This window comes from Nocardioides guangzhouensis, assembly GCF_004519545.1.
GTDB lineage: Bacteria > Actinomycetota > Actinomycetes > Propionibacteriales > Nocardioidaceae > Nocardioides > Nocardioides guangzhouensis.
In genome coordinates, this window is record NZ_SDKM01000018.1 from 1 (window position 1) to 16,490 (window position 16,490).

At 71.2% G+C, this 16,490-nt stretch carries 18 protein-coding genes; 9 read left to right on the forward strand and 9 right to left on the reverse strand.

All coding sequences use genetic code 11. The features are described 5' to 3' along the window. Positions 1-168 precede the first annotated feature (168 nt). A complete protein-coding gene (locus EKO23_RS13035) occupies positions 169-1,248 on the forward strand; it encodes a hypothetical protein (protein ID WP_134717960.1) in 1,080 nt (359 codons plus the stop codon). A 54-nt stretch (positions 1,249-1,302) separates the two neighbouring features. Here EKO23_RS13035 and pstB read toward each other — a convergent pair whose 3' ends face one another. The 5 genes from pstB to EKO23_RS13060 form a co-directional block, all read right to left on the reverse strand. Continuing rightward, the gene (pstB, locus tag EKO23_RS13040) at positions 1,303-2,082 is read right to left on the reverse strand and encodes a phosphate ABC transporter ATP-binding protein PstB (protein ID WP_134717962.1); all 780 of its coding nucleotides are present in this window, start codon (positions 2,080-2,082) and stop codon (positions 1,303-1,305) included. Between the two features lie 11 nt (positions 2,083-2,093). Next, on the reverse strand, positions 2,094-3,173 hold the full coding sequence (gene pstA / locus EKO23_RS13045; RefSeq protein WP_134717964.1) for a phosphate ABC transporter permease PstA: 1,080 nt from the start codon (positions 3,171-3,173) through the stop codon (positions 2,094-2,096). Then, positions 3,173-4,105: a phosphate ABC transporter permease subunit PstC gene (pstC, locus tag EKO23_RS13050; protein ID WP_134717966.1), complete on the reverse strand. Its 933-nt coding sequence runs from the start codon at positions 4,103-4,105 to the stop codon at positions 3,173-3,175. The genes pstA and pstC overlap by 1 nt, the downstream gene beginning before the upstream one ends. A 64-nt stretch (positions 4,106-4,169) precedes the next feature. Beyond that, a complete protein-coding gene (gene pstS / locus EKO23_RS13055) occupies positions 4,170-5,279 on the reverse strand; it encodes a phosphate ABC transporter substrate-binding protein PstS (protein WP_134717968.1) in 1,110 nt (369 codons plus the stop codon). A gap of 181 nt (positions 5,280-5,460) precedes the next feature. Continuing rightward, complete coding sequence (locus EKO23_RS13060; RefSeq protein WP_134717970.1) at positions 5,461-6,348, reverse strand: NUDIX hydrolase; 888 nt, start codon at positions 6,346-6,348, stop codon at positions 5,461-5,463. 42 nt (positions 6,349-6,390) lie between these two features. On the opposite strand from EKO23_RS13060, the gene EKO23_RS13065 reads away from it, so the two are divergent. Beyond that, on the forward strand, positions 6,391-7,452 hold the full coding sequence (locus EKO23_RS13065; protein ID WP_134717972.1) for a hypothetical protein: 1,062 nt from the start codon (positions 6,391-6,393) through the stop codon (positions 7,450-7,452). 93 nt (positions 7,453-7,545) lie between these two features. On the opposite strand, the gene EKO23_RS13070 is transcribed toward EKO23_RS13065, so the two are convergent. After that, positions 7,546-9,729 carry an RNA degradosome polyphosphate kinase gene (locus tag EKO23_RS13070; protein WP_134717974.1) on the reverse strand — a complete coding sequence of 728 codons (2,184 nt, stop codon included), beginning with the start codon at positions 9,727-9,729 and terminating at the stop codon, positions 7,546-7,548. A 158-nt stretch (positions 9,730-9,887) separates the two neighbouring features. On the opposite strand from EKO23_RS13070, the gene EKO23_RS13075 reads away from it, so the two are divergent. After that, positions 9,888-10,934, forward strand: coding sequence for an alpha/beta hydrolase (locus EKO23_RS13075; protein WP_134717976.1), 1,047 nt, complete (start codon positions 9,888-9,890; stop codon positions 10,932-10,934). On the opposite strand, the gene mshD is transcribed toward EKO23_RS13075, so the two are convergent. Next, positions 10,921-11,772, reverse strand: a complete 852-nt coding sequence (mshD, locus tag EKO23_RS13080) for a mycothiol synthase (protein WP_246051067.1) — start codon at positions 11,770-11,772, stop codon at positions 10,921-10,923. The two genes, EKO23_RS13075 and mshD, sit on opposite strands and share 14 nt — an antisense overlap. A gap of 83 nt (positions 11,773-11,855) precedes the next feature. Next, positions 11,856-12,584: a response regulator transcription factor gene (locus tag EKO23_RS13085; protein WP_134717978.1), complete on the reverse strand. Its 729-nt coding sequence runs from the start codon at positions 12,582-12,584 to the stop codon at positions 11,856-11,858. A gap of 42 nt (positions 12,585-12,626) precedes the next feature. Between EKO23_RS13085 and EKO23_RS13090 the strand changes: the two genes are divergently transcribed. Beyond that, positions 12,627-12,956, forward strand: coding sequence for a MoaD/ThiS family protein (locus tag EKO23_RS13090; RefSeq protein ID WP_217702611.1), 330 nt, complete (start codon positions 12,627-12,629; stop codon positions 12,954-12,956). 110 nt (positions 12,957-13,066) lie between these two features. Here the strand turns inward: EKO23_RS13090 and EKO23_RS13095 are convergent, their stop codons facing one another. Then, complete coding sequence (locus tag EKO23_RS13095) at positions 13,067-13,498, reverse strand: Hsp20/alpha crystallin family protein (RefSeq protein ID WP_134717980.1); 432 nt, start codon at positions 13,496-13,498, stop codon at positions 13,067-13,069. Between the two features lie 116 nt (positions 13,499-13,614). Here EKO23_RS13095 and EKO23_RS13100 point away from each other — a divergent pair, with 116 nt between their 5' ends. From EKO23_RS13100 to EKO23_RS13120, 5 genes are all read left to right on the forward strand, one after another. Then, a complete protein-coding gene (locus tag EKO23_RS13100; RefSeq protein ID WP_134717982.1) occupies positions 13,615-13,902 on the forward strand; it encodes a MerR family transcriptional regulator in 288 nt (95 codons plus the stop codon). A gap of 28 nt (positions 13,903-13,930) precedes the next feature. Next, the gene (locus EKO23_RS13105; RefSeq protein WP_134717984.1) at positions 13,931-14,398 is read left to right on the forward strand and encodes a TlpA family protein disulfide reductase; all 468 of its coding nucleotides are present in this window, start codon (positions 13,931-13,933) and stop codon (positions 14,396-14,398) included. A 281-nt stretch (positions 14,399-14,679) separates the two neighbouring features. Then, a complete protein-coding gene (locus tag EKO23_RS13110; RefSeq protein WP_134717986.1) occupies positions 14,680-15,144 on the forward strand; it encodes a DUF4395 domain-containing protein in 465 nt (154 codons plus the stop codon). A gap of 62 nt (positions 15,145-15,206) precedes the next feature. Next, positions 15,207-16,055 (forward strand): sulfurtransferase, encoded by an 849-nt coding sequence (locus tag EKO23_RS13115; RefSeq protein WP_134717988.1) that lies wholly within the window; start codon positions 15,207-15,209, stop codon positions 16,053-16,055. Continuing rightward, positions 16,055-16,351, forward strand: a complete 297-nt coding sequence (locus EKO23_RS13120) for a DUF1416 domain-containing protein (RefSeq protein ID WP_134717990.1) — start codon at positions 16,055-16,057, stop codon at positions 16,349-16,351. Before EKO23_RS13115 ends, EKO23_RS13120 begins: the two co-directional genes overlap by 1 nt. Positions 16,352-16,490 lie beyond the last annotated feature (139 nt).

Genomic DNA, 16,490 nt, shown 5'->3' on the forward strand with positions numbered 1-16,490 from the left:
AGGGCTTGACGATCCATAGGAGCGTCCCGCCCCCCTCTCTCGATAGTCCCAAACGTTCGAGGGGCCCTGGCTCGTCCTGGACCCCTCAAACGTTTGGGACTATCCCGCCGCGACGGGAGCTGTGGATGATGCGAGCGGGAAGTCGGCCGGGTACCTGACCCTTTTGGGGTGCTCCGTGATCCTCCGCTTCCGGTCGGCGACCACCAGGTTGTGTGGCCGGTACGTCGCGACGTCACCGGCGTCGCCGGGCCCACGCCCGAACAGGCCCGTCGTCCGGGCTGGCGTCAGACCAGCCGCGGGCTCTATGTTCCCGGCTCGGTCGACGGCGATCGCGTCGAGCAGCGCATCGTGGAGGCGGGCGCGATCATCCGCGGGTACGGCGCAGTCAGCGGGTGGGCGAGCCTGCGTTGGCAAGGCGGGTACTGGTTCCCGGGCGTGCGCTCCGACGGAACCGCAGCACCGGTCGATCTGGTCACGGGCGGTCACGCCCTCCGGCCCCGAGACGGGATCCGGATCTCGGAGGAGCGCCTGTCGCCGACCGATCTGGTGGCCGTCGACGGACTCTGCGTCACCTCGGCGGTCCGCTCGGTCTGCTTCATGATGCGCTACGCGCGCACCCTGGACGCGGCGGTGCAGGTGCTGGACATGGCGGCGTACTCGGACCTCGTGTCGCTCGACGAGATCGCGGCGTACGCGCTCGACCACCCCGGCTGGACCGGCATCCCGCGGTGTCGCGAGGCGATCGTGCGCGCGGACGAGAACTCCTGGTCGCCCATGGAGAGCGCCGCGCGATCCGTGTGGACGGATGCGGCCGGGCTCCCGCGCCCGCTGTGCAACGTCCCCGTGTTCGACGTGGACGGCAGGCACGCCGGGACGCCGGACCTCCTCGATCCCGCCGTCGGCCTGGTCCTCGAGTACGACGGGGCGCTGCACCTGGCTGGCTCGCAGCGAGCCCGCGACGTACGTCGTGACGAGGCGTACCGCTCCCTCGGTCTGGAGGTCCTGATCGTCGTGGCCTCGGACCTGACCAACCGACACCGGTTGGCCGAGCGCATGATCGCAGCCCACGACAGAGCCGCCCGGCTGCCCCGCACGCCGGAGTGGACTCTCAACCGACCCGCCTGGTGGGTATCCACGGACACCGTGCTGCAGCGTCGCGCCCTCGTCGGGCTCGACCGCGACCGGTGGCTCCGCCTGCGCCTCCGCACCCGCCTGACCCACACCCAAGGGATAGTCCCAAACGTTTGAGGGACCCTGGACGCTCCAGGACCCCTCAAACGTTTGGGACTATCGGGGAGCGGGTCAGCCGAAGCGGCCGGAGATGTAGGCCTCGGTGGCGGGCTCGTCGGGGTTCGAGAAGATCTTCTTCGTAGGGTTGAACTCGATCAGGCGGCCGGGCTTGCCGGCGCCGGCGAGGTTGAAGAACGCGGTGTCCTCCGAGACCCGGGCGGCCTGCTGCATGTTGTGGGTGACGATCACGATCGTGTAGTCGGTCTTCAGCTCGTGGATCAGGTCCTCGATCGCGGAGGTCGAGATCGGGTCGAGCGCGGAGCAGGGCTCGTCCATGAGCAGCACCTGCGGCTCGACCGCGATCGCGCGGGCGATGCACAGGCGCTGCTGCTGGCCGCCGGACAGGCCCATGCCGGGCTTGCCGAGACGGTCCTTGACCTCGCTCCACAGGTTCGCGTGCTTCAGGGAACGCTCCACGATGTCGTCGGCCTCGGACTTCTTCAGCTTGCGGGAGTTCAGCCGCGAGCCGGCGAGGACGTTCTCGTAGATGGACATGGTCGGGAACGGGTTCGGGCGCTGGAAGACCATGCCGATCTGCCGACGTACCTCCACCGGGTCGATCATCGGGTCGTACAGCTCCTGGCCGTCGATGACGACCTTCCCGTCGACCCGCGCGCCCGGGGTCACCTCGTGCATGCGGTTCAGCGAGCGCAGCAGCGTCGACTTGCCGCAGCCCGAGGGGCCGATGAACGCGGTCACGGAACGGGCGCGCACGCTCATGCTGACGCCCTCCACAGCGAGGAAGTCGCCGTAGTAGATGTCCAGGTCAGAGATGTCGATGCTCTTGGCCATGGTGCTTCCTCTCAGCGCCCCTTCTTGGGGGCGAAGAACTTGCCGATCGCGCGGGCGCCCAGGTTCAGCGCCATCACGATCACGATCAGGACCAGCGCGGCGCCCCATGCGCGCGCCTGGCCCGCCTCGGGCGGGAGCCCGGGCTGGGTGTAGGAGAAGTAGATGAAGACCGGGAGCGTGGTCACCGGCTCGCTGAACATGTTCATGTTCAGGCCGTCGGTCTTGCCGGCGATGATCAGCAGCGGCGCGGTCTCACCGATGATGCGGGCGACGGCCAGCGTGACGCCGGTGATGATGCCGCTCATCGCGGTCGGCAGCACGACCTTGGAGACCGTGCGCCACTTCGGCACGCCCAGGGCGTACGACGCCTCGCGGAGCTCGTCCGGGACCAGCTTCAGCATCTCCTCGGTCGAGCGGACCACGATCGGGATCATCAGCAGGGACAGCGCCACCGAGCCACCGAAGCCCATCCGCACGCCCTCGCCGAAGAAGAGCACGAACAGCGCGTAGGCGAACAGACCGGCGACGATCGACGGGATGCCGGTCATCACGTCCACCAGGAACGTGATCCAGCGGGCCAGCCGCGAGGTCTTGCCGTACTCCACGAGGTAGATCCCGCAGAAGATGCCGACCGGGATCGAGATGATCGCCGCCCAGGCGGTCACGAGCAGCGTGCCCATGATCGCGTGGTAGATGCCGCCCTGCTGGTCGCCGATCACGTTGCGCATCGAGTAGGTCAGGAACTCGGCGTTGATCTGCGGGAGGCCCTCTGCCACGACCTTCCAGATCAGCGTGACCAGCGGGATCAGCGCGAGCACGAACGCCGTCCACACCAGGCCGGTCATCATCCGGTCCTTGGCCCGGCGGCCGTCCTCGACGAGTCGGGACCACAGCGGTACGCCGACCAGGTAGAGCACGACGGCGACCACGGCGATGCCGACGGGGCCCCAGCCCAGGAGCAGCCCGAGCATGGCGCTGGCGGCGACCGCGATCGCGATCACCAGCAGCGGCGCCCAGCGCGGCAGCGAGGGCGTCTTCAGGTGCATGGACGACCGGGTCGGGGTCGGTGGGGTGGGGGTGATCGTGGCCATCAGGAGCGCTCCCTCTCGGTCCGGGCGACGATCGCGCGGGCCGCGAAGTTCACGGCGAACGTGATCACGAACAGCACCAGGCCGCTCGCGATCAGTGCGTTGACCTTGAGCCCGGTCGCCTCCGGGAAGTTCAGGGCGATGTTCGCCGCGATCGTCGACGGGTTGGTCGACGAGATCAGGTTGAAGGTCACCACGCCGCTCGCCGAGAGGACCATGGCCACCGCCATCGTCTCGCCGAGGGCCCGGCCGAGGCCGAGCATGGTCGCGGAGACCATGCCGGAGCGGGCGTACGGGAAGACGGACAGCTTGATCATCTCCCAGCGGGTGGCACCGAGGGCCATCGCCGCCTCCATGTGCAGCTGGGGGGTCTGCGTGAAGATCTCACGGCTGATCGCGGTGATGATCGGGAGCACCATGATCGCGAGCACGATCGACGCGGTGAGGATGGTGCGGCCGGTGCTGCTCGCGGGGCCGGCGAAGAACGGCAGGAAGCCGAGGTACTCCTCGAGCCACTGGTAGAGCGGCTTGAGCTGCGGCCCCAGGAAGGCGATGCCCCAGAGGCCGTAGACGACAGAGGGTACGGCGGCGAGCAGGTCGATCATGTAGCCCACGACCCCGGAGATGCGACGCGGGGTGTAGAACGCGATCACCAGCGCCACGCCGATGGCGAGGGGGGTGGCGATCAGCAGCGCCAGGATCGCGGCCAGGAGCGTGCCGAAGACCAGCGGCCAGACGTAGTCCAGGAAGTTGGCGGCGCCGTCGAGGGCCGCTCCGCTGGCGCCGAGGGCCGGGAAGCCCTCGAGGGTCAGGAAGAGGGCAACGCCCGCGAGGGCGACGAGAATGGCGATGCCGGCACCGCGGGCGATGCCGGCGAAGATCACGTCGCCACGGCGCCGCGGCGCCTTGTCGCGGGTGGCGATGGTGGTGGACACGGAACTCCTCGGAACGGTGCTCAGGTGCGGCGACCCCGTCGGGCCGCCGCACCTGAGCGACGGGTCACTTCGCGCTGATCTGCGAGACGATGCCGTTGGCCTCGTCCGCGAGCTCGGCGTCGAGCGGGGCGGAACCGGCGTTGTCGGCGGCGGTCTGCTGGCCCTCCTCGCTGATCACGTAGGTCAGGTAGCCCTTGACCAGGTCGGCGGTGGCCTGGTCGTCGTAGTGCTGGCAGGCTATGAGGTACGACGCGAGCAGCAGCGGGTAGGCGCCCGACTCGGTGGTGGTGCGGTCGACGTCGATGGCCATGCTGACGTCGGTCGCGGTCTCGGCCCGCGGGGATACCGCGAGCACCTTGGCGGCGGCCTCGGCGGACGGCGCGACGTACTCCTCGCCGACCTTGATGGAGGCGACCTGGAGGTCACCGACCTGGCTCTCGTCGGCGTACCCGATCGAGCCCTCGCCCTCCTTGACGGCCTGGATGACACCCGAGGTGCCCTGCGCGGCCTCACCGGACTTCAGCGGCCACAGCTTGTCCTTCTCGTGCGGCCAGCCGCCGTCGGAGGCCTTCTCGAGGTAGTCGGTGAAGTTCTCCGTGGTGCCCGACTCGTCGGAGCGGTGCACCGGGGTGATCTTGGTCGACGGCAGGTCCGCGTCGGGGTTCTCCTGCTTGATCGCCGGGTCGTTCCAGGTGGTGATCTTCTCGTTGAAGATCTTGCCGATGGTCTCGGCGGACAGGTTGAGGGTGTCCACGCCGGGGAGGTTGTAGACGACCGCGATCGGGCTGACGTACGCCGGGACCTCGACCGGGTCCTCGCCGCCGCAGCGCTCCTTGGCGTCGCTGAGCTCGGTGGCCTCGTCGTCGTCCTTGAGGTAGGAGTCGGAGCCTGCGAAGTCGACGGCGCCTGCGATGAACTTCTCGCGGCCGGCGCCGGAGCCGGACGGGGTGTAGTTCACGGTGACGCCCGAGTTCTCGCCCTGGAAGCCCGCGCGCCAGGCGGTCTGGGCCGCCTCCTGGGCGCTCGAGCCCTCGCCGGTGAGGGTGCCGGACAGGCCGCTGTCGCTGCTGCTGCCGGAGTCCTCGTTGCCGGCGCCGCAGGCCGACAGGCCGGCGGCGAGGGCGATCACGGCGACGCCGGGGACGATCGCCCGGCGGAACGAAGTGCGCTTCACTTCATGTCTCCTGAATGTCTTTGGTCAATGCTGACAACTGGGAAGTTAGGCAACCGAGGTGACGTGACCCGTTGGCCTCGGTGAACGGCGGGTGAACGGTGCCCGGCCACCTGGTCACGTGCCCGCGGGGATGAGACGGCGATCACGTGAACGAGGGCGTGTCGCGACCCTTCCGAGCCCGTCAGCGAACCCGGTGGACCTCCAGGGAGACGACCCTGCCCTTGCGGTGGTGGAGCACCACGAGCTCGGCCGGCTCGAGCTTGCGGTCCTCGAACCCGAGCGCCTCCCAGAGCTGTGGAAGGACGGGTCGATGCGTGCAGACCAGGGTGCGCTTGCCCTGGGCGAGCAGGTCGGCGGCCACCTCGGCGATGCCGCCCGCGGTCGCGTCCTCCTCCGAGAGCCGGTCGTCGGACTCGACCCGCCGCCCGGTCGCGTCGGCGTACGGCGTGACGGTGGCGACGCACCGGGTGCTGCTGGAGGTGACCAGCCGGGTGACGCCGTACGCCGCGATCAGCGGGACGAGCCGCTCGGCCTGTGCGGTCCCGCGGGCAAGCAGCGGCCGGAACCGGTCGTCGGCCCGCCATCGCGAGCGGGACCTGGCGGCCGCGTGCCGGAGCACGACCAGGGTGCGGGTGGCCCGGGGCTCTTCGAGCGCCTCCTCGAGGGTCACCCTGTCGTGGTCGTAGGTGAGCAGCCTGGCCGCCTTGGCCACCGTCACCCACGCCACCTCGTCGATCTCGGCGTTCGGCGCATAGCCGCTGATGTCGTCGGGGCCGGTCACCCGGCCCACCCAGTAGTGCACGGTCTTGGCGCGGCTGGCGGTGACGGGGTAGCGCTGGTCGGACAGCGGGCGGCCCAGCCGGATCGCCAGCCCGGTCTCCTCCTCGACCTCGCGCACCGCCGCCGCGGTGGCGTGCTCACCGCGGTCGAGCTTCCCCTTGGGGAACGACCAGTCGTCGTACTTCGGACGGTGCACCAGGAGCACCTCGCCCCCGCCGGAGCCTGACCCGTGGCCGGTCTTGCGGAGCACGACCGCTCCGGCGGCGAGGACGTCGGGGCGACTCGGCATACGGCTAGTCTCACACCACCTCGTCCCCGGAAGGGAGTCCTGATGCCCCGGACGCGCGTCACGCGACGCGTCGCCCTGCTCACCGCGGTGGCCGTGGCGGTGGTCGGGGTCGCCGCAGCCGTGGGGTACGTCGTGTGGCCGAAGGGGAGCGACTTCGAGCGCGCCGCGGGGCTGCTGCCGGCCGAGACCCTGCGCGTGAGCTGGACGGACTGGTCCCGGCTGCGGGCCGAGTCCGACATGGCGGACCCGGCGGGGACGGGCGAGCCGGAGTTCCTCTCGGAGCTTGCGGACCGGGACCTCGCGGTGTCCTCGCTGGCGGCGTCGGCCCCCGCCCTGCGCAAGAACCTCGGGTTCGACCCGGCGGCGGCGGACTGGGAGATCCTCGGTCAGGGTCGCGGCGGCATGGTGCTGGTCCTCAAGGTCTCCGACGACACCGACCTCGGGACGGTGGCAACCCACTACGAGGAGGCCGGGTTCATGCGGCCCGACGACGACCCGATGTCCGGCGGCGTGTGGAAGGGCGGCCCCGACGTGGTCGCGGGCCTCGACGGGCTCGGGTCGCCGGAGCTCCAGCACGTGGCGTTCCTCGAGGACGAGGGCCTGCTGCTGAGCTCGGACAACGCCGGATACCTCGAGTCCGCGGTGCCCTTCGCCACGGGTGACGAGGACGGCCTCGACCTCTCCCACCTGGCCGGCCCCGCCGGGGACCCGCTGGCCGCGGTGGCGCTGGCGAAGGACCTGGCCTGCGAGGAGCTGAGCATGGCCTCGGCCGACCCGGACGCCCAGGCGCAGGCCGACCAGCTGGTCGACCAGGCCGGTGGGGTGGACCCGGTGACCGGCTACCTCGTGGCGATCGGCCCGGACCGGTCGCTGACCGTGGTCCTCGACTTCGAGAACGACGACCAGGCCGAGCAGAACGCCCGGTCCCGGAAGGCGCTGGCCGGGGCGGAGGACCCGGGTCAGCTGCTGGCCTACGACGAGCTGTTCGACCTCGACGACGTCGAGGCGGACGGGCACACGGTGGTGCTCACCGGCACCGCGCACCTCGCGAACGCGCCGCTGTCGAACCTGTCGTCGGGCCCGGTGCTGCTGGCGTCCTGCTGATCGTCGGGACCTTGGTTTCGAGACGGTCGCAGAGCGACCTCCTCAACCAGCGGTCGACGGTCTCCCGGGACCTCCTCAACCAGCGGTCGACGGTCAGCGACGACGGCGCTGTCGCTCGATGAGGTACTCCTGAAGGTGCACCGAATCCACCCCCGGAGGAGGCGTGCGGCGCCACTCGCCGTCGGCGGCGAGCTGCCAGGCCTGCGTGTCCTCGGCGAAGGACAGGTCGAGCAGCTCACCGACGTCGGCGACGAGCTCGTCGTCGGGCAGCCGCACCAGCACCTCGACCCGGCGGTCGAGGTTGCGGTGCATGAGGTCGGCCGAGCCGATCCATGCCTCGGGTGCGCCGCCGTTCTCGAACCAGTAGACCCGGCTGTGCTCGAGGAACCGGCCGAGGACCGAGCGCACCTCGATCGTCTCGGACAGGCCGGGGACGCCGGGGCGCAGCGCGCAGATGCCGCGCACCAGGAGCTGGACGGGCACGCCGGCCTGGGAGGCGGTATAGAGCGCGTCGATGAGCGACTCGTCGACGATCGAGTTGGCCTTGAGCCGGATCCGGGCCGGCCGGCCCGCCCGGTGCGCGTCGATCTCGCCCTGGATCCGGTCGAGCAGCCCGTCCCGGACGGAGTCGGGCGCGACCAGGAGCTGGTCGTACTCCGCGTTCCGCGAGAAGCCGCTGAGGTTGTTGAACAGGTGGGCGACGTCCTCGCCGATCGCCGGGTCCGCGGTGAGCAGGCCGAGGTCCTCGTACATCCGCGCGGTCTTGGGGTTGTAGTTGCCGGTGCCGATGTGGGTGTAGCGGCGGATCCCCTCGGGCTCGTCGCGCACCACCATCGACAGCTTGCAGTGGGTCTTGAGCCCGACCAGCCCGTAGACCACGTGGCAGCCGGCGTGCTCGAGCTTGCGGGCCCAGCGGATGTTGTTGGACTCGTCGAACCTGGCCTTGATCTCCACGATCACCAGCACCTGCTTGCCGGCCTCGGCGGCGTCGACGAGGGCGTCGATGATCGGGGAGTCTCCCGAGGTGCGGTAGAGCGTCTGCTTGATCGCCAGCACGTGCGGGTCCGCGGCCGCCTGCTCGACGAAGCGCTGCACGGAGGTGGCGAACGAGTCGTAGGGGTGGTGCAGCAGCACGTCGGTGCGCCGGGTCGCCTTGAACACGTCCACCGGGCTCGCCGACTCGACCTCGGCCAGGTGCCGGTGCGTGGTCGGCACGAAGGCGGCGTACTTGAGCTCCTCGCGGGCGAGGTCGGCGATGTCGTGCAGGCCGCGCAGGTCGAGCGGGCCGGGCAGCCGGACCACCTCGCCCGCGGAGACGCCGAGCTCGGAGACCAGCAGGTCGAGCACCTTGTCGTCGATCGACTCCTCGACCTCCAGCCGCACCGGCGGCCCGAACTTGCGCCGCAGCAGCTCCTTCTCGAGGGCGGCGAGGAGGTTCTCGGCGTCGTCCTCCTCGACCTCGAGGTCCTCGTTGCGGGTGACCCGGAACGTGTGGACCTGGAGCACCTCCATGCCCGGGAACAGCCGCTTCAGATGCTCGCCGATGACGTCCTCGAGCGGCACGAAACGCTGGTTGCCGAGCGGCACGAACCGGTTGAAGATCGGCGGCACCTTCACCCGGGCGAAGTGCTCCTTGCCGGTCGTGGGGTTGCGGACCAGGACGGCGATGTTGAGCGACAGGCCGGAGATGTAGGGGAACGGGTGCGCCGGGTCCACCGCCAGCGGCGTGAGCACCGGGAACACCCGGTCCTTGAACAGCCGCTTGCAGAACTTCTGCTCCTCGCGGTCGAGGTCGTCCCACCGGACCAGCTCGATGCCCTGGTCCTGCAGAGCCGGCACGATCTCCTTCGCGAACAGCGCGGCGTGCCGCGACATCAGCTCGGCACTGGTGGCCCAGATCGAGTCGAGCACCTCGCGCGGGAGGTGGCCGGACGCCGAGCGGACCGCGACGCCCGCCGCGATGCGGCGCTTGAGGCCGGCGACGCGGACCATGAAGAACTCGTCGAGGTTGCTGGCGAAGATCGCGAGGAAGCGGACCCGCTCCAGCAGCGGCAGCGACGGGTCCTCCGCGAGCTCGAGGACCCGCTGGTTGAACCGCAGCCACGACTCCTCGCGGTCCAGGAAGCGGTCCTCGAACGCGCCGAGGTCGGCCACCTCCACCGGGTCGGGGACGTACGGCGGGTCGACGTCGAACTCGCCGGCCTCGAGCTGCCCGCCCTCCACCGGCCCTTCGTCGAGTGAGCCGCTGACGTGCGAAGGGAGGCTGTCCTGCGTCATGGATCGAGTGTCCCACCGCCGGGTGAACGACGGGTGACGCGTTCGGATCAGTCCGGCAGGTCACTTCCGGCGGATCCTGGCCCCGGTCGTGGGCCCGGCCGCCGGCGCGACGAACCTCACACCCCCGTACGCCGCCGGCGGCGGTAGTTTCGCGGGGCATGAGCTCCCAGCGACGCAGCGAGCGTGCCCGGTCCGCCGCCCTCGGGCGCGTGCTCGCCCTGCCGCCGTCCGTGCAGCGCCGAATGGCCGGACGGCCGGTCCGGCGCGACGGCCAGACCCTCGACCCGCAGGTCCAGCTGGTGCTGCGGCTGCAGCGGGTGGCGCGCGAGCCCGGCCCCGAGACACTGCCGGTCCCGGCCGGACGTCTCGCCGTCGACCGCCAGGCCCGCACGATGGGCGGCAGCCCCCCGATCGGCGTGCTGGTGGAGCGCACCGTCGCTGGGCTGCCCGCGCGGATCTATCTCCCTGCAGCCCTGGCCGCGTCCAGCGAGCCGCGGCCCACGCTCCTCTACCTGCACGGCGGCGGCTTCGTGTACGGCGGGCTCGAGGCCTACGACGCCGTGTGCCGGTTCCTGGCCGAGCGGGCCGGCGTGCAGGTGGTGCTGGTGGACTACCGGCTCGCTCCCGAGCACGTGTTCCCCGCCGCGCACGACGACGCGATCACGGCGTACGACGCGCTGGTCGCGGACGCCGACGACCTGCGGGTCGACACCGCCCGGCTCGCCGTCGGCGGCGACTCCGCCGGCGGCAACCTCGCTGCCGCGGTGGCCGCGCACGCGGCCAGGAAGCGGCTCCCGCTGGCCTTCCAGATGCTGGTCTACCCGGTCACCGACCCGGCCGGCGACACCGTGAGCCGGCGGCTGTTCGGCCGCGGTTTCTATCTGACCACCGAGTTCATGGACCTCGCGGTCGACAGCTACCTGCCCGAGCCGGCCGACCGGCTCGATCCCCGGGTGGCGCCGCTGCACGGGGAGGTGCCGGCCGGCGTCGCGCCGGCGTACGTTGTGACCGCGGGCTTCGACCCGCTCCGCGACGAGGGCGAGGCCTACGCGCGCAAGCTGGCCGACGCCGGGGTCGCCGTCGAGCTGCGACGCCACGACGGGCTGGTGCACGGGTTCCTCAACTGGCTGGACCGCGGCGAGGCCAACCGGACCGCCAACCTCGAGGTCGCCGCCGCCCTGGCCGCGGGGGTCAAGAGCGTGTGAACTGCACGTGCGTGTCGCTGGCAGCGTGTGTGAACCCGAGCCGCTCGTAGACCTTCCGCGCCGGGTGGTTGTCGGACTCGACGTAGAGCAGCACCTCGCGCACACCGTGCCCGGCCAGGTGGTGCAGGCCGGCCAGCGTGAGCATCCGCCCGAGCCCGGCGCCCTGGGCCTCGGGGGCGATCGCGACGACGTACACCTCGCCGAGGTCCGCGTCGTGCTGCTTGGTCCAGTGGAAGCCGAGCATCCGTTCGCCGTCGTGCGCGACCAGGAGCCCGGCCGGGTCGAACCACGGCTCGGCCATCCGCTCGGCCAGCCCGGCGGCGTCCATCGACCCCTGCTCCGGGTGGTGGGCGAAGGCGGCGGCGTTGACCCGCAGCAGGTCGGCCTCGTCCGCTGGGCGGTAGCCGCGGATCGCGACGTCGCTCTCCAGCGGCGGCAGCGGCTCGGTCACCGGTCGGCGCATCACCCAGAGCTCGCGGGTGGCGGCGAAACCGTGCCGCGCGGCGATCGCCCGGGCCGCCGGGTCGTCACCGTGGCTCCACGCCGTCCGCACGTCGGCACCGCTGTCCGCGACGGCCGCCGCGAGCGTCGCGCCCTCCCCCCGGCCTCGCGCCTCCGGCGCCACCGCCAGGTCCAGCGCCCCCTCGTGCACCAGGGCGAACCCGTTCCCGGTCACCCACATCCGCGCCGCCGCCAGCCCGCGGTGCTTGAGCAGCAGCGCCGCCTGCTCGTCGAGCGGGTCGTGCCCGTCCGCCGCCCGGCTGGCCTGCCGGACGCGCTCCACCAGGTCCCGTCCCTGTGCCGCCGAGTCCGTGGTCGTGATCTCCCGTGCCGTCACGGGCCCATCGTGCCGCACCCGCCTTGGTGGGTCGTCCGCCCCACGGGGGTGCCTGGCCCCCTGTCAGGCGGACGACTGCAGATCTAGGCGTCCTCGGTCGCCTCGACGTCGATGCCGGCGCCGGCCTGGTCCTTGGCGGGCAGCACGAAGCGGTAGCCGACGTTGCGGACGGTGCCGATGAGCGTCTCGTTCTCGGGGCCGAGCTTGGCGCGCAGCCGGCGTACGTGCACGTCGACGGTACGGGTGCCGCCGAAGTAGTCGTAGCCCCAGACCTCCTGGAGCAGCTGCTGGCGGCTGAACACCCGTCCGGGGTGCTGGGCCAGGAACTTCAGCAGCTCGAACTCCTTGAACGTGAGGTCGAGCGGGCGGCCGCTGAGCTTCGCGGTGTACGTCGCGTCGTCGACGACGACCTCGCCTGTCCGGATCACGTGTGACTCGGGGTCGTCGGCGTCGCGCTGCGCGGCGAGCCGGCCGATCGCCAGCTTGATCCGGGCCTCGAGCTCGGCCGGGCCGCAGGTGTGCAGCACCACGTCGTCCATGCCCCAGTCGGCAGCGACCACGGCCAGACCGCCTTCGGTGACCACGAGCAGCACCGGCACGTCGGTGCCGGTGGTGCGGATCAGGCGACAGAGGTCGCGGGCGTGAGCCAGCTCCTGGCGTCCGTCGACGAGGACCAGGTCGGACTCGGGCGCCTCGATCAGCGCACTGCCCTCGGCGGGCAGGATCTTGACCTGGTGGTTGAGCAGGGCCAGGCCGGGGAGTACGTCGGCCGACGGCTGGAGCGCGTCGGTCAGCAACAGCAGCGTGCCCATGGCGACTCCTCGTGCTTGCCCGGATGGTGAAGGATATCGGGCATGACCGGGCACGAAACGCGAACCGCGCAGGGCGAGACGCCCGCGGACCGCACCGCGAGCACGTCGTACGTCGTGGTGCGCTACTGGGCAGCGGCCCGCGCGGCGGCGGGGGTGGCCCAGGACCGGGTACCCGTCGACGGGCCGGTCAGCCTCGCCGACCTGCGGTCCCGGGCGCTGGCGCTGCACCCCGACGCGCCGCGGCTCGCCGACGTCGTCGGGGCCTGCTCGGTCCTCATCGGCGACGAGCCGCTCGGCACCCGCGATCCGGCCGACGTGCAGGTCGCGCCGGGCTCCTCGGTCGAGTTCCTGCCCCCGTTCGCGGGCGGCTGAGCCGGGCATGGCAGCGGGGCCGGAGTAGCAGGCCCCCGGCCCCGTGCCTGGCGGTGACCGGGGTAGCAGACCCCCGGTCACCAGTCGGCAGACCCGTCGGCGTACGCGGGTCAGGCCTCGATCGCGGTCCGTCCGGTGTCGTTCGAACCGGTCGCGACCTCGATCTTGCGCGGCTTCGCGCGTTCGGCGACCGGCACCGTCAACCGCAGCACCCCGGCGTCGTACGACGCCTCGATGCGGTCGAGGTCGAGGTTGTCGCCGAGCACGAGCTGGCGGCTGAAGACGCCGCGGGGACGCTCGGAGGCGAGCATCTCCCAGTCGCCGTTGCGGGCGACACGCTCGGCGCGAACCGTGAGCACGTTGCGCTCGACGTCGAGGTCGATGCTCTCGCGGGACACGCCCGGCAGGTCGAACTCGATGACGAACGCGTCGCCCTCGCGCCAGGCGTCCATCGGCATGACCGCGGGGCGGTTGGTGGTGCCCAGGACCTGCTGGGTCAGGCGGTCGAGCTCACGGAAAGGGTCGGCGGATCGCAGCAACATGGGTACCTCCTCTGGGTTCGTGGTCTCCGTGATCTGTTCTCACGGATACAGGTTTTATGTAATACTCACGTCAGGAGTTGTCAAGCCCCGGATTGCACCGGGGATCGAGGAGTCCCATGGCGAAGTCCTCCGACGGTGTGTTCGCGATTTCCGTGGCGGCCGGCATGGTCTCGATGGAGATCCAGAACCTGCGCGTCTACGAACGGCACGGCCTGGTGACCCCCGACCGCACCGGCGGCAACACCCGTCGCTACAGCCAGGACGACATCGACCGGCTGCACCGGGTGCGCGACCTGCTGGCCGAGGGCCTGAACCTCGCGGGGATCGCCCGGGTGCTGGTCCTGGAGGACGAGGTCGAGGACCTGCGTCGTCAGAACGCGGCGCTGCGGGAGCGCGAGGAATGAGCCGGGCCGCTCCGACGTTGCCGCCGTCATGACCGCCGGCCAGCTCGTCCTCCTCGTCGCCGTCGTCCTGGCCCTCGGGTTCGGGGCCTGGCGTGCGCTCGCCGACGGCAGGTTCCGCGGGACGCACCGGGTGCGCGGTGCCGGGGCTGCGGCCACCCCCGGCGACGAGGCGTCTGAGCCTGGGCTCCTCGACGGCACCGACATCGAACACGAGCTGGGGGAGCGGGCCACGCTGCTCCAGTTCTCCAGCGCGTTCTGCGCGCCGTGCCGGGCGACCCGGCGGGTGCTGGGCGAGGTCGCGGAGCTGGTGCCGGGTGTCGCCCACGTCGAGGTCGACGCCGAGCACCACCTCGAGCTGGTGCGTCGGGTCGGCGTGCTCCGGACGCCCACGACCCTGGTGCTGGATGCGCGGGGCCGCGAGGTGGCCCGGGCCGGCGGCACTCCGAAGCGCGACGAGGTGCTCGCGACGCTGGCCCGGGTCACGGTGGCGGAGTGAGGATTGTCCGCATTCTGGAACGGATGACCACATCCTGAGATTTGCGCTCGGGTTGCCGATCGGGGCGCCGTAGATTGGGCCGCATGTCGACGACCATGCTGACCCGCCGCCGCGCAGTGGACCACTGCCGCGTGCGTTCGGCGCTGTGTCGCATGCCCTGACGGGACGCCGGTCAAAGGTTCTTTTGTCGAGTCGTTTACACGACTAATCTGGGCGTCCCGTGCCTCGCAGCCCGCAGGCCTTCCCGACGCGCGGTCGCGCGTCCCGACGCAGGAGACTCCATGCACACCACCCCCGCGCAGATCGACCCGCGCGGTGCGCGGTTCGCCGCCGCCGTGACCGCGCTCGTGCTCGCCGCCGTGCTGCTGCTCGCGCCGTCCCCCGTCGCCGTCGCGCTGCTCGCGGTGCAGGCCGCGGTGTTCGCGGTCGGTGCCGGTCGCGGCGTCCAGCACACGCCGTACTCCTGGCTGTTCCGGACCGCGGTGCGGCCCCGGATCGGCCCGCCGGCCGAGCGCGAGGACGCCGCCCCGCCGCGGTTCGCGCAGGCGGTCGGTCTCGGCTTCGCGCTGGTCGGCCTGCTCGGGTTCCTGGCCGGCTCCGCGCTGGTCGGGCTGGTCGCGACCGGGTTCGCCCTGGCCGCGGCCCTGCTCAATGCCGTCTTCGGCCTGTGCCTCGGCTGCGAGGCCTACCTCCTGATCAAGCGCCTGACCGGACCGAGGGTGGTCCCGGTGGGGTCGAGCGACTAGCACCACCCGACCACCCGAACGAGAAGTCAGACACCAGCGGAACAACGGAAAGAGAGAACCACATGAGCCGCGAGAACACCCTCGTGACCGCCCAGTGGGTCGAGGAACATCTGGACGACCCGAGCGTCGTGCTCGTCGAGGTGGACGAGGACACCACGGCGTACGACAAGGGTCACATCAAGGGCGCCATCAAGCTCGACTGGACCACGGAGCTGCAGGACCAGGTCCGCCGCGACTTCGTGGACAAGGCCCAGTTCGAGGCGCTGCTCTCGGGGAAGGGCGTGTCCAACGACAACACGGTCGTGCTGTACGGCGGCAACAACAACTGGTTCGCGGCCTACGCCTACTGGTACTTCAAGCTCTACGGCCACGACGACGTCAAGCTGCTCGACGGCGGTCGCAAGAAGTGGGAGCTGGACTCCCGCGAGCTGACCGACGAGGCACCCAGCCGTGCGGCGACGTCGTACACCGCGCAGGAGCAGGACAAGAGCATCCGCGCGTTCCGCGACGAGGTCGTCGCCGCGATCGGCGCGCAGAACCTGGTCGACGTCCGCAGCCCCGACGAGTACGCCGGCCGGCTGCTCGCCCCGGCCCACCTCCCCCAGGAGCAGGCGCAGCGTGCGGGCCACATCCCGACCGCCGCGAACGTGCCGTGGAGCAAGGCGGCCAACGACGACGGCACCTTCAAGTCCGACGAGGAGCTGAAGGAGATCTACACCGAGGCCGGCGTCGACTGGAGCAAGGACACCATCGCGTACTGCCGCATCGGCGAGCGCTCCTCGCACACCTGGTTCGTGCTCAAGGAGATCCTCGGGCAGGAGAACGTGAAGAACTACGACGGCTCGTGGACCGAGTACGGCTCGCTCGTCGGCGTCCCGGTCGCCCTCGGCGACGAGAGGGGCGAGGCCTGATGTGCGGCGCGATCGAAGGTGGCCTGTCGCTCGACGGGGTCAACGTGGCCAAGGAGGCCGTCGTCCAGGGTCAGGTGACCCGTGGCGGCGCGCCCGTCGGCAATGCCTACGTCCGGCTGCTCGACCGGACCGGTGAGTTCACCGCGGAGGTGCCGACCAACGAGCACGGCCAGTTCCGCTTCTTCGCCGGTGACGGCGAGTGGACGCTGCGCACGCTCGCGCCGAAGGCGCAGCCGATCGACAAGAAGGTGATCGCCGCGCGCGGCTCGGTGGCCGAGGTGGCCATCACGCTCTGATCCCCTCCCCAGGGAGCTCCGACCCGTCACCCGGTGGTGGCGGGTCGGAGTCATTTCCGGCGCCCATGTCGGGATAGTCCCAAACGAAACGGCTGCCGACACGCCGTACGGGACCCCTCGAACGTTTGGGACTATCCGG

Coding starts and splice junctions, on each gene's coding strand:
- EKO23_RS13060 (WP_134717970.1), bottom strand. CDS start 6,348: ATGCCGAGTCGCCCCGACGTCCTCGCCGCCGGAGCGGTCGTGCTCCGC.
- pstA (WP_134717964.1), bottom strand. CDS start 3,173: ATGGCCACGATCACCCCCACCCCACCGACCCCGACCCGGTCGTCCATG.
- EKO23_RS13065 (WP_134717972.1), top strand. CDS start 6,391: ATGCCCCGGACGCGCGTCACGCGACGCGTCGCCCTGCTCACCGCGGTG.
- EKO23_RS13095 (WP_134717980.1), bottom strand. CDS start 13,498: ATGTTGCTGCGATCCGCCGACCCTTTCCGTGAGCTCGACCGCCTGACC.
- EKO23_RS13075 (WP_134717976.1), top strand. CDS start 9,888: ATGAGCTCCCAGCGACGCAGCGAGCGTGCCCGGTCCGCCGCCCTCGGG.
- pstB (WP_134717962.1), bottom strand. CDS start 2,082: ATGGCCAAGAGCATCGACATCTCTGACCTGGACATCTACTACGGCGAC.
- EKO23_RS13085 (WP_134717978.1), bottom strand. CDS start 12,584: ATGGGCACGCTGCTGTTGCTGACCGACGCGCTCCAGCCGTCGGCCGAC.
- EKO23_RS13100 (WP_134717982.1), top strand. CDS start 13,615: ATGGCGAAGTCCTCCGACGGTGTGTTCGCGATTTCCGTGGCGGCCGGC.
- EKO23_RS13070 (WP_134717974.1), bottom strand. CDS start 9,729: ATGACGCAGGACAGCCTCCCTTCGCACGTCAGCGGCTCACTCGACGAA.
- EKO23_RS13090 (WP_217702611.1), top strand. CDS start 12,627: ATGACCGGGCACGAAACGCGAACCGCGCAGGGCGAGACGCCCGCGGAC.
- EKO23_RS13115 (WP_134717988.1), top strand. CDS start 15,207: ATGAGCCGCGAGAACACCCTCGTGACCGCCCAGTGGGTCGAGGAACAT.
- EKO23_RS13105 (WP_134717984.1), top strand. CDS start 13,931: ATGACCGCCGGCCAGCTCGTCCTCCTCGTCGCCGTCGTCCTGGCCCTC.
- EKO23_RS13120 (WP_134717990.1), top strand. CDS start 16,055: ATGTGCGGCGCGATCGAAGGTGGCCTGTCGCTCGACGGGGTCAACGTG.
- EKO23_RS13110 (WP_134717986.1), top strand. CDS start 14,680: ATGCACACCACCCCCGCGCAGATCGACCCGCGCGGTGCGCGGTTCGCC.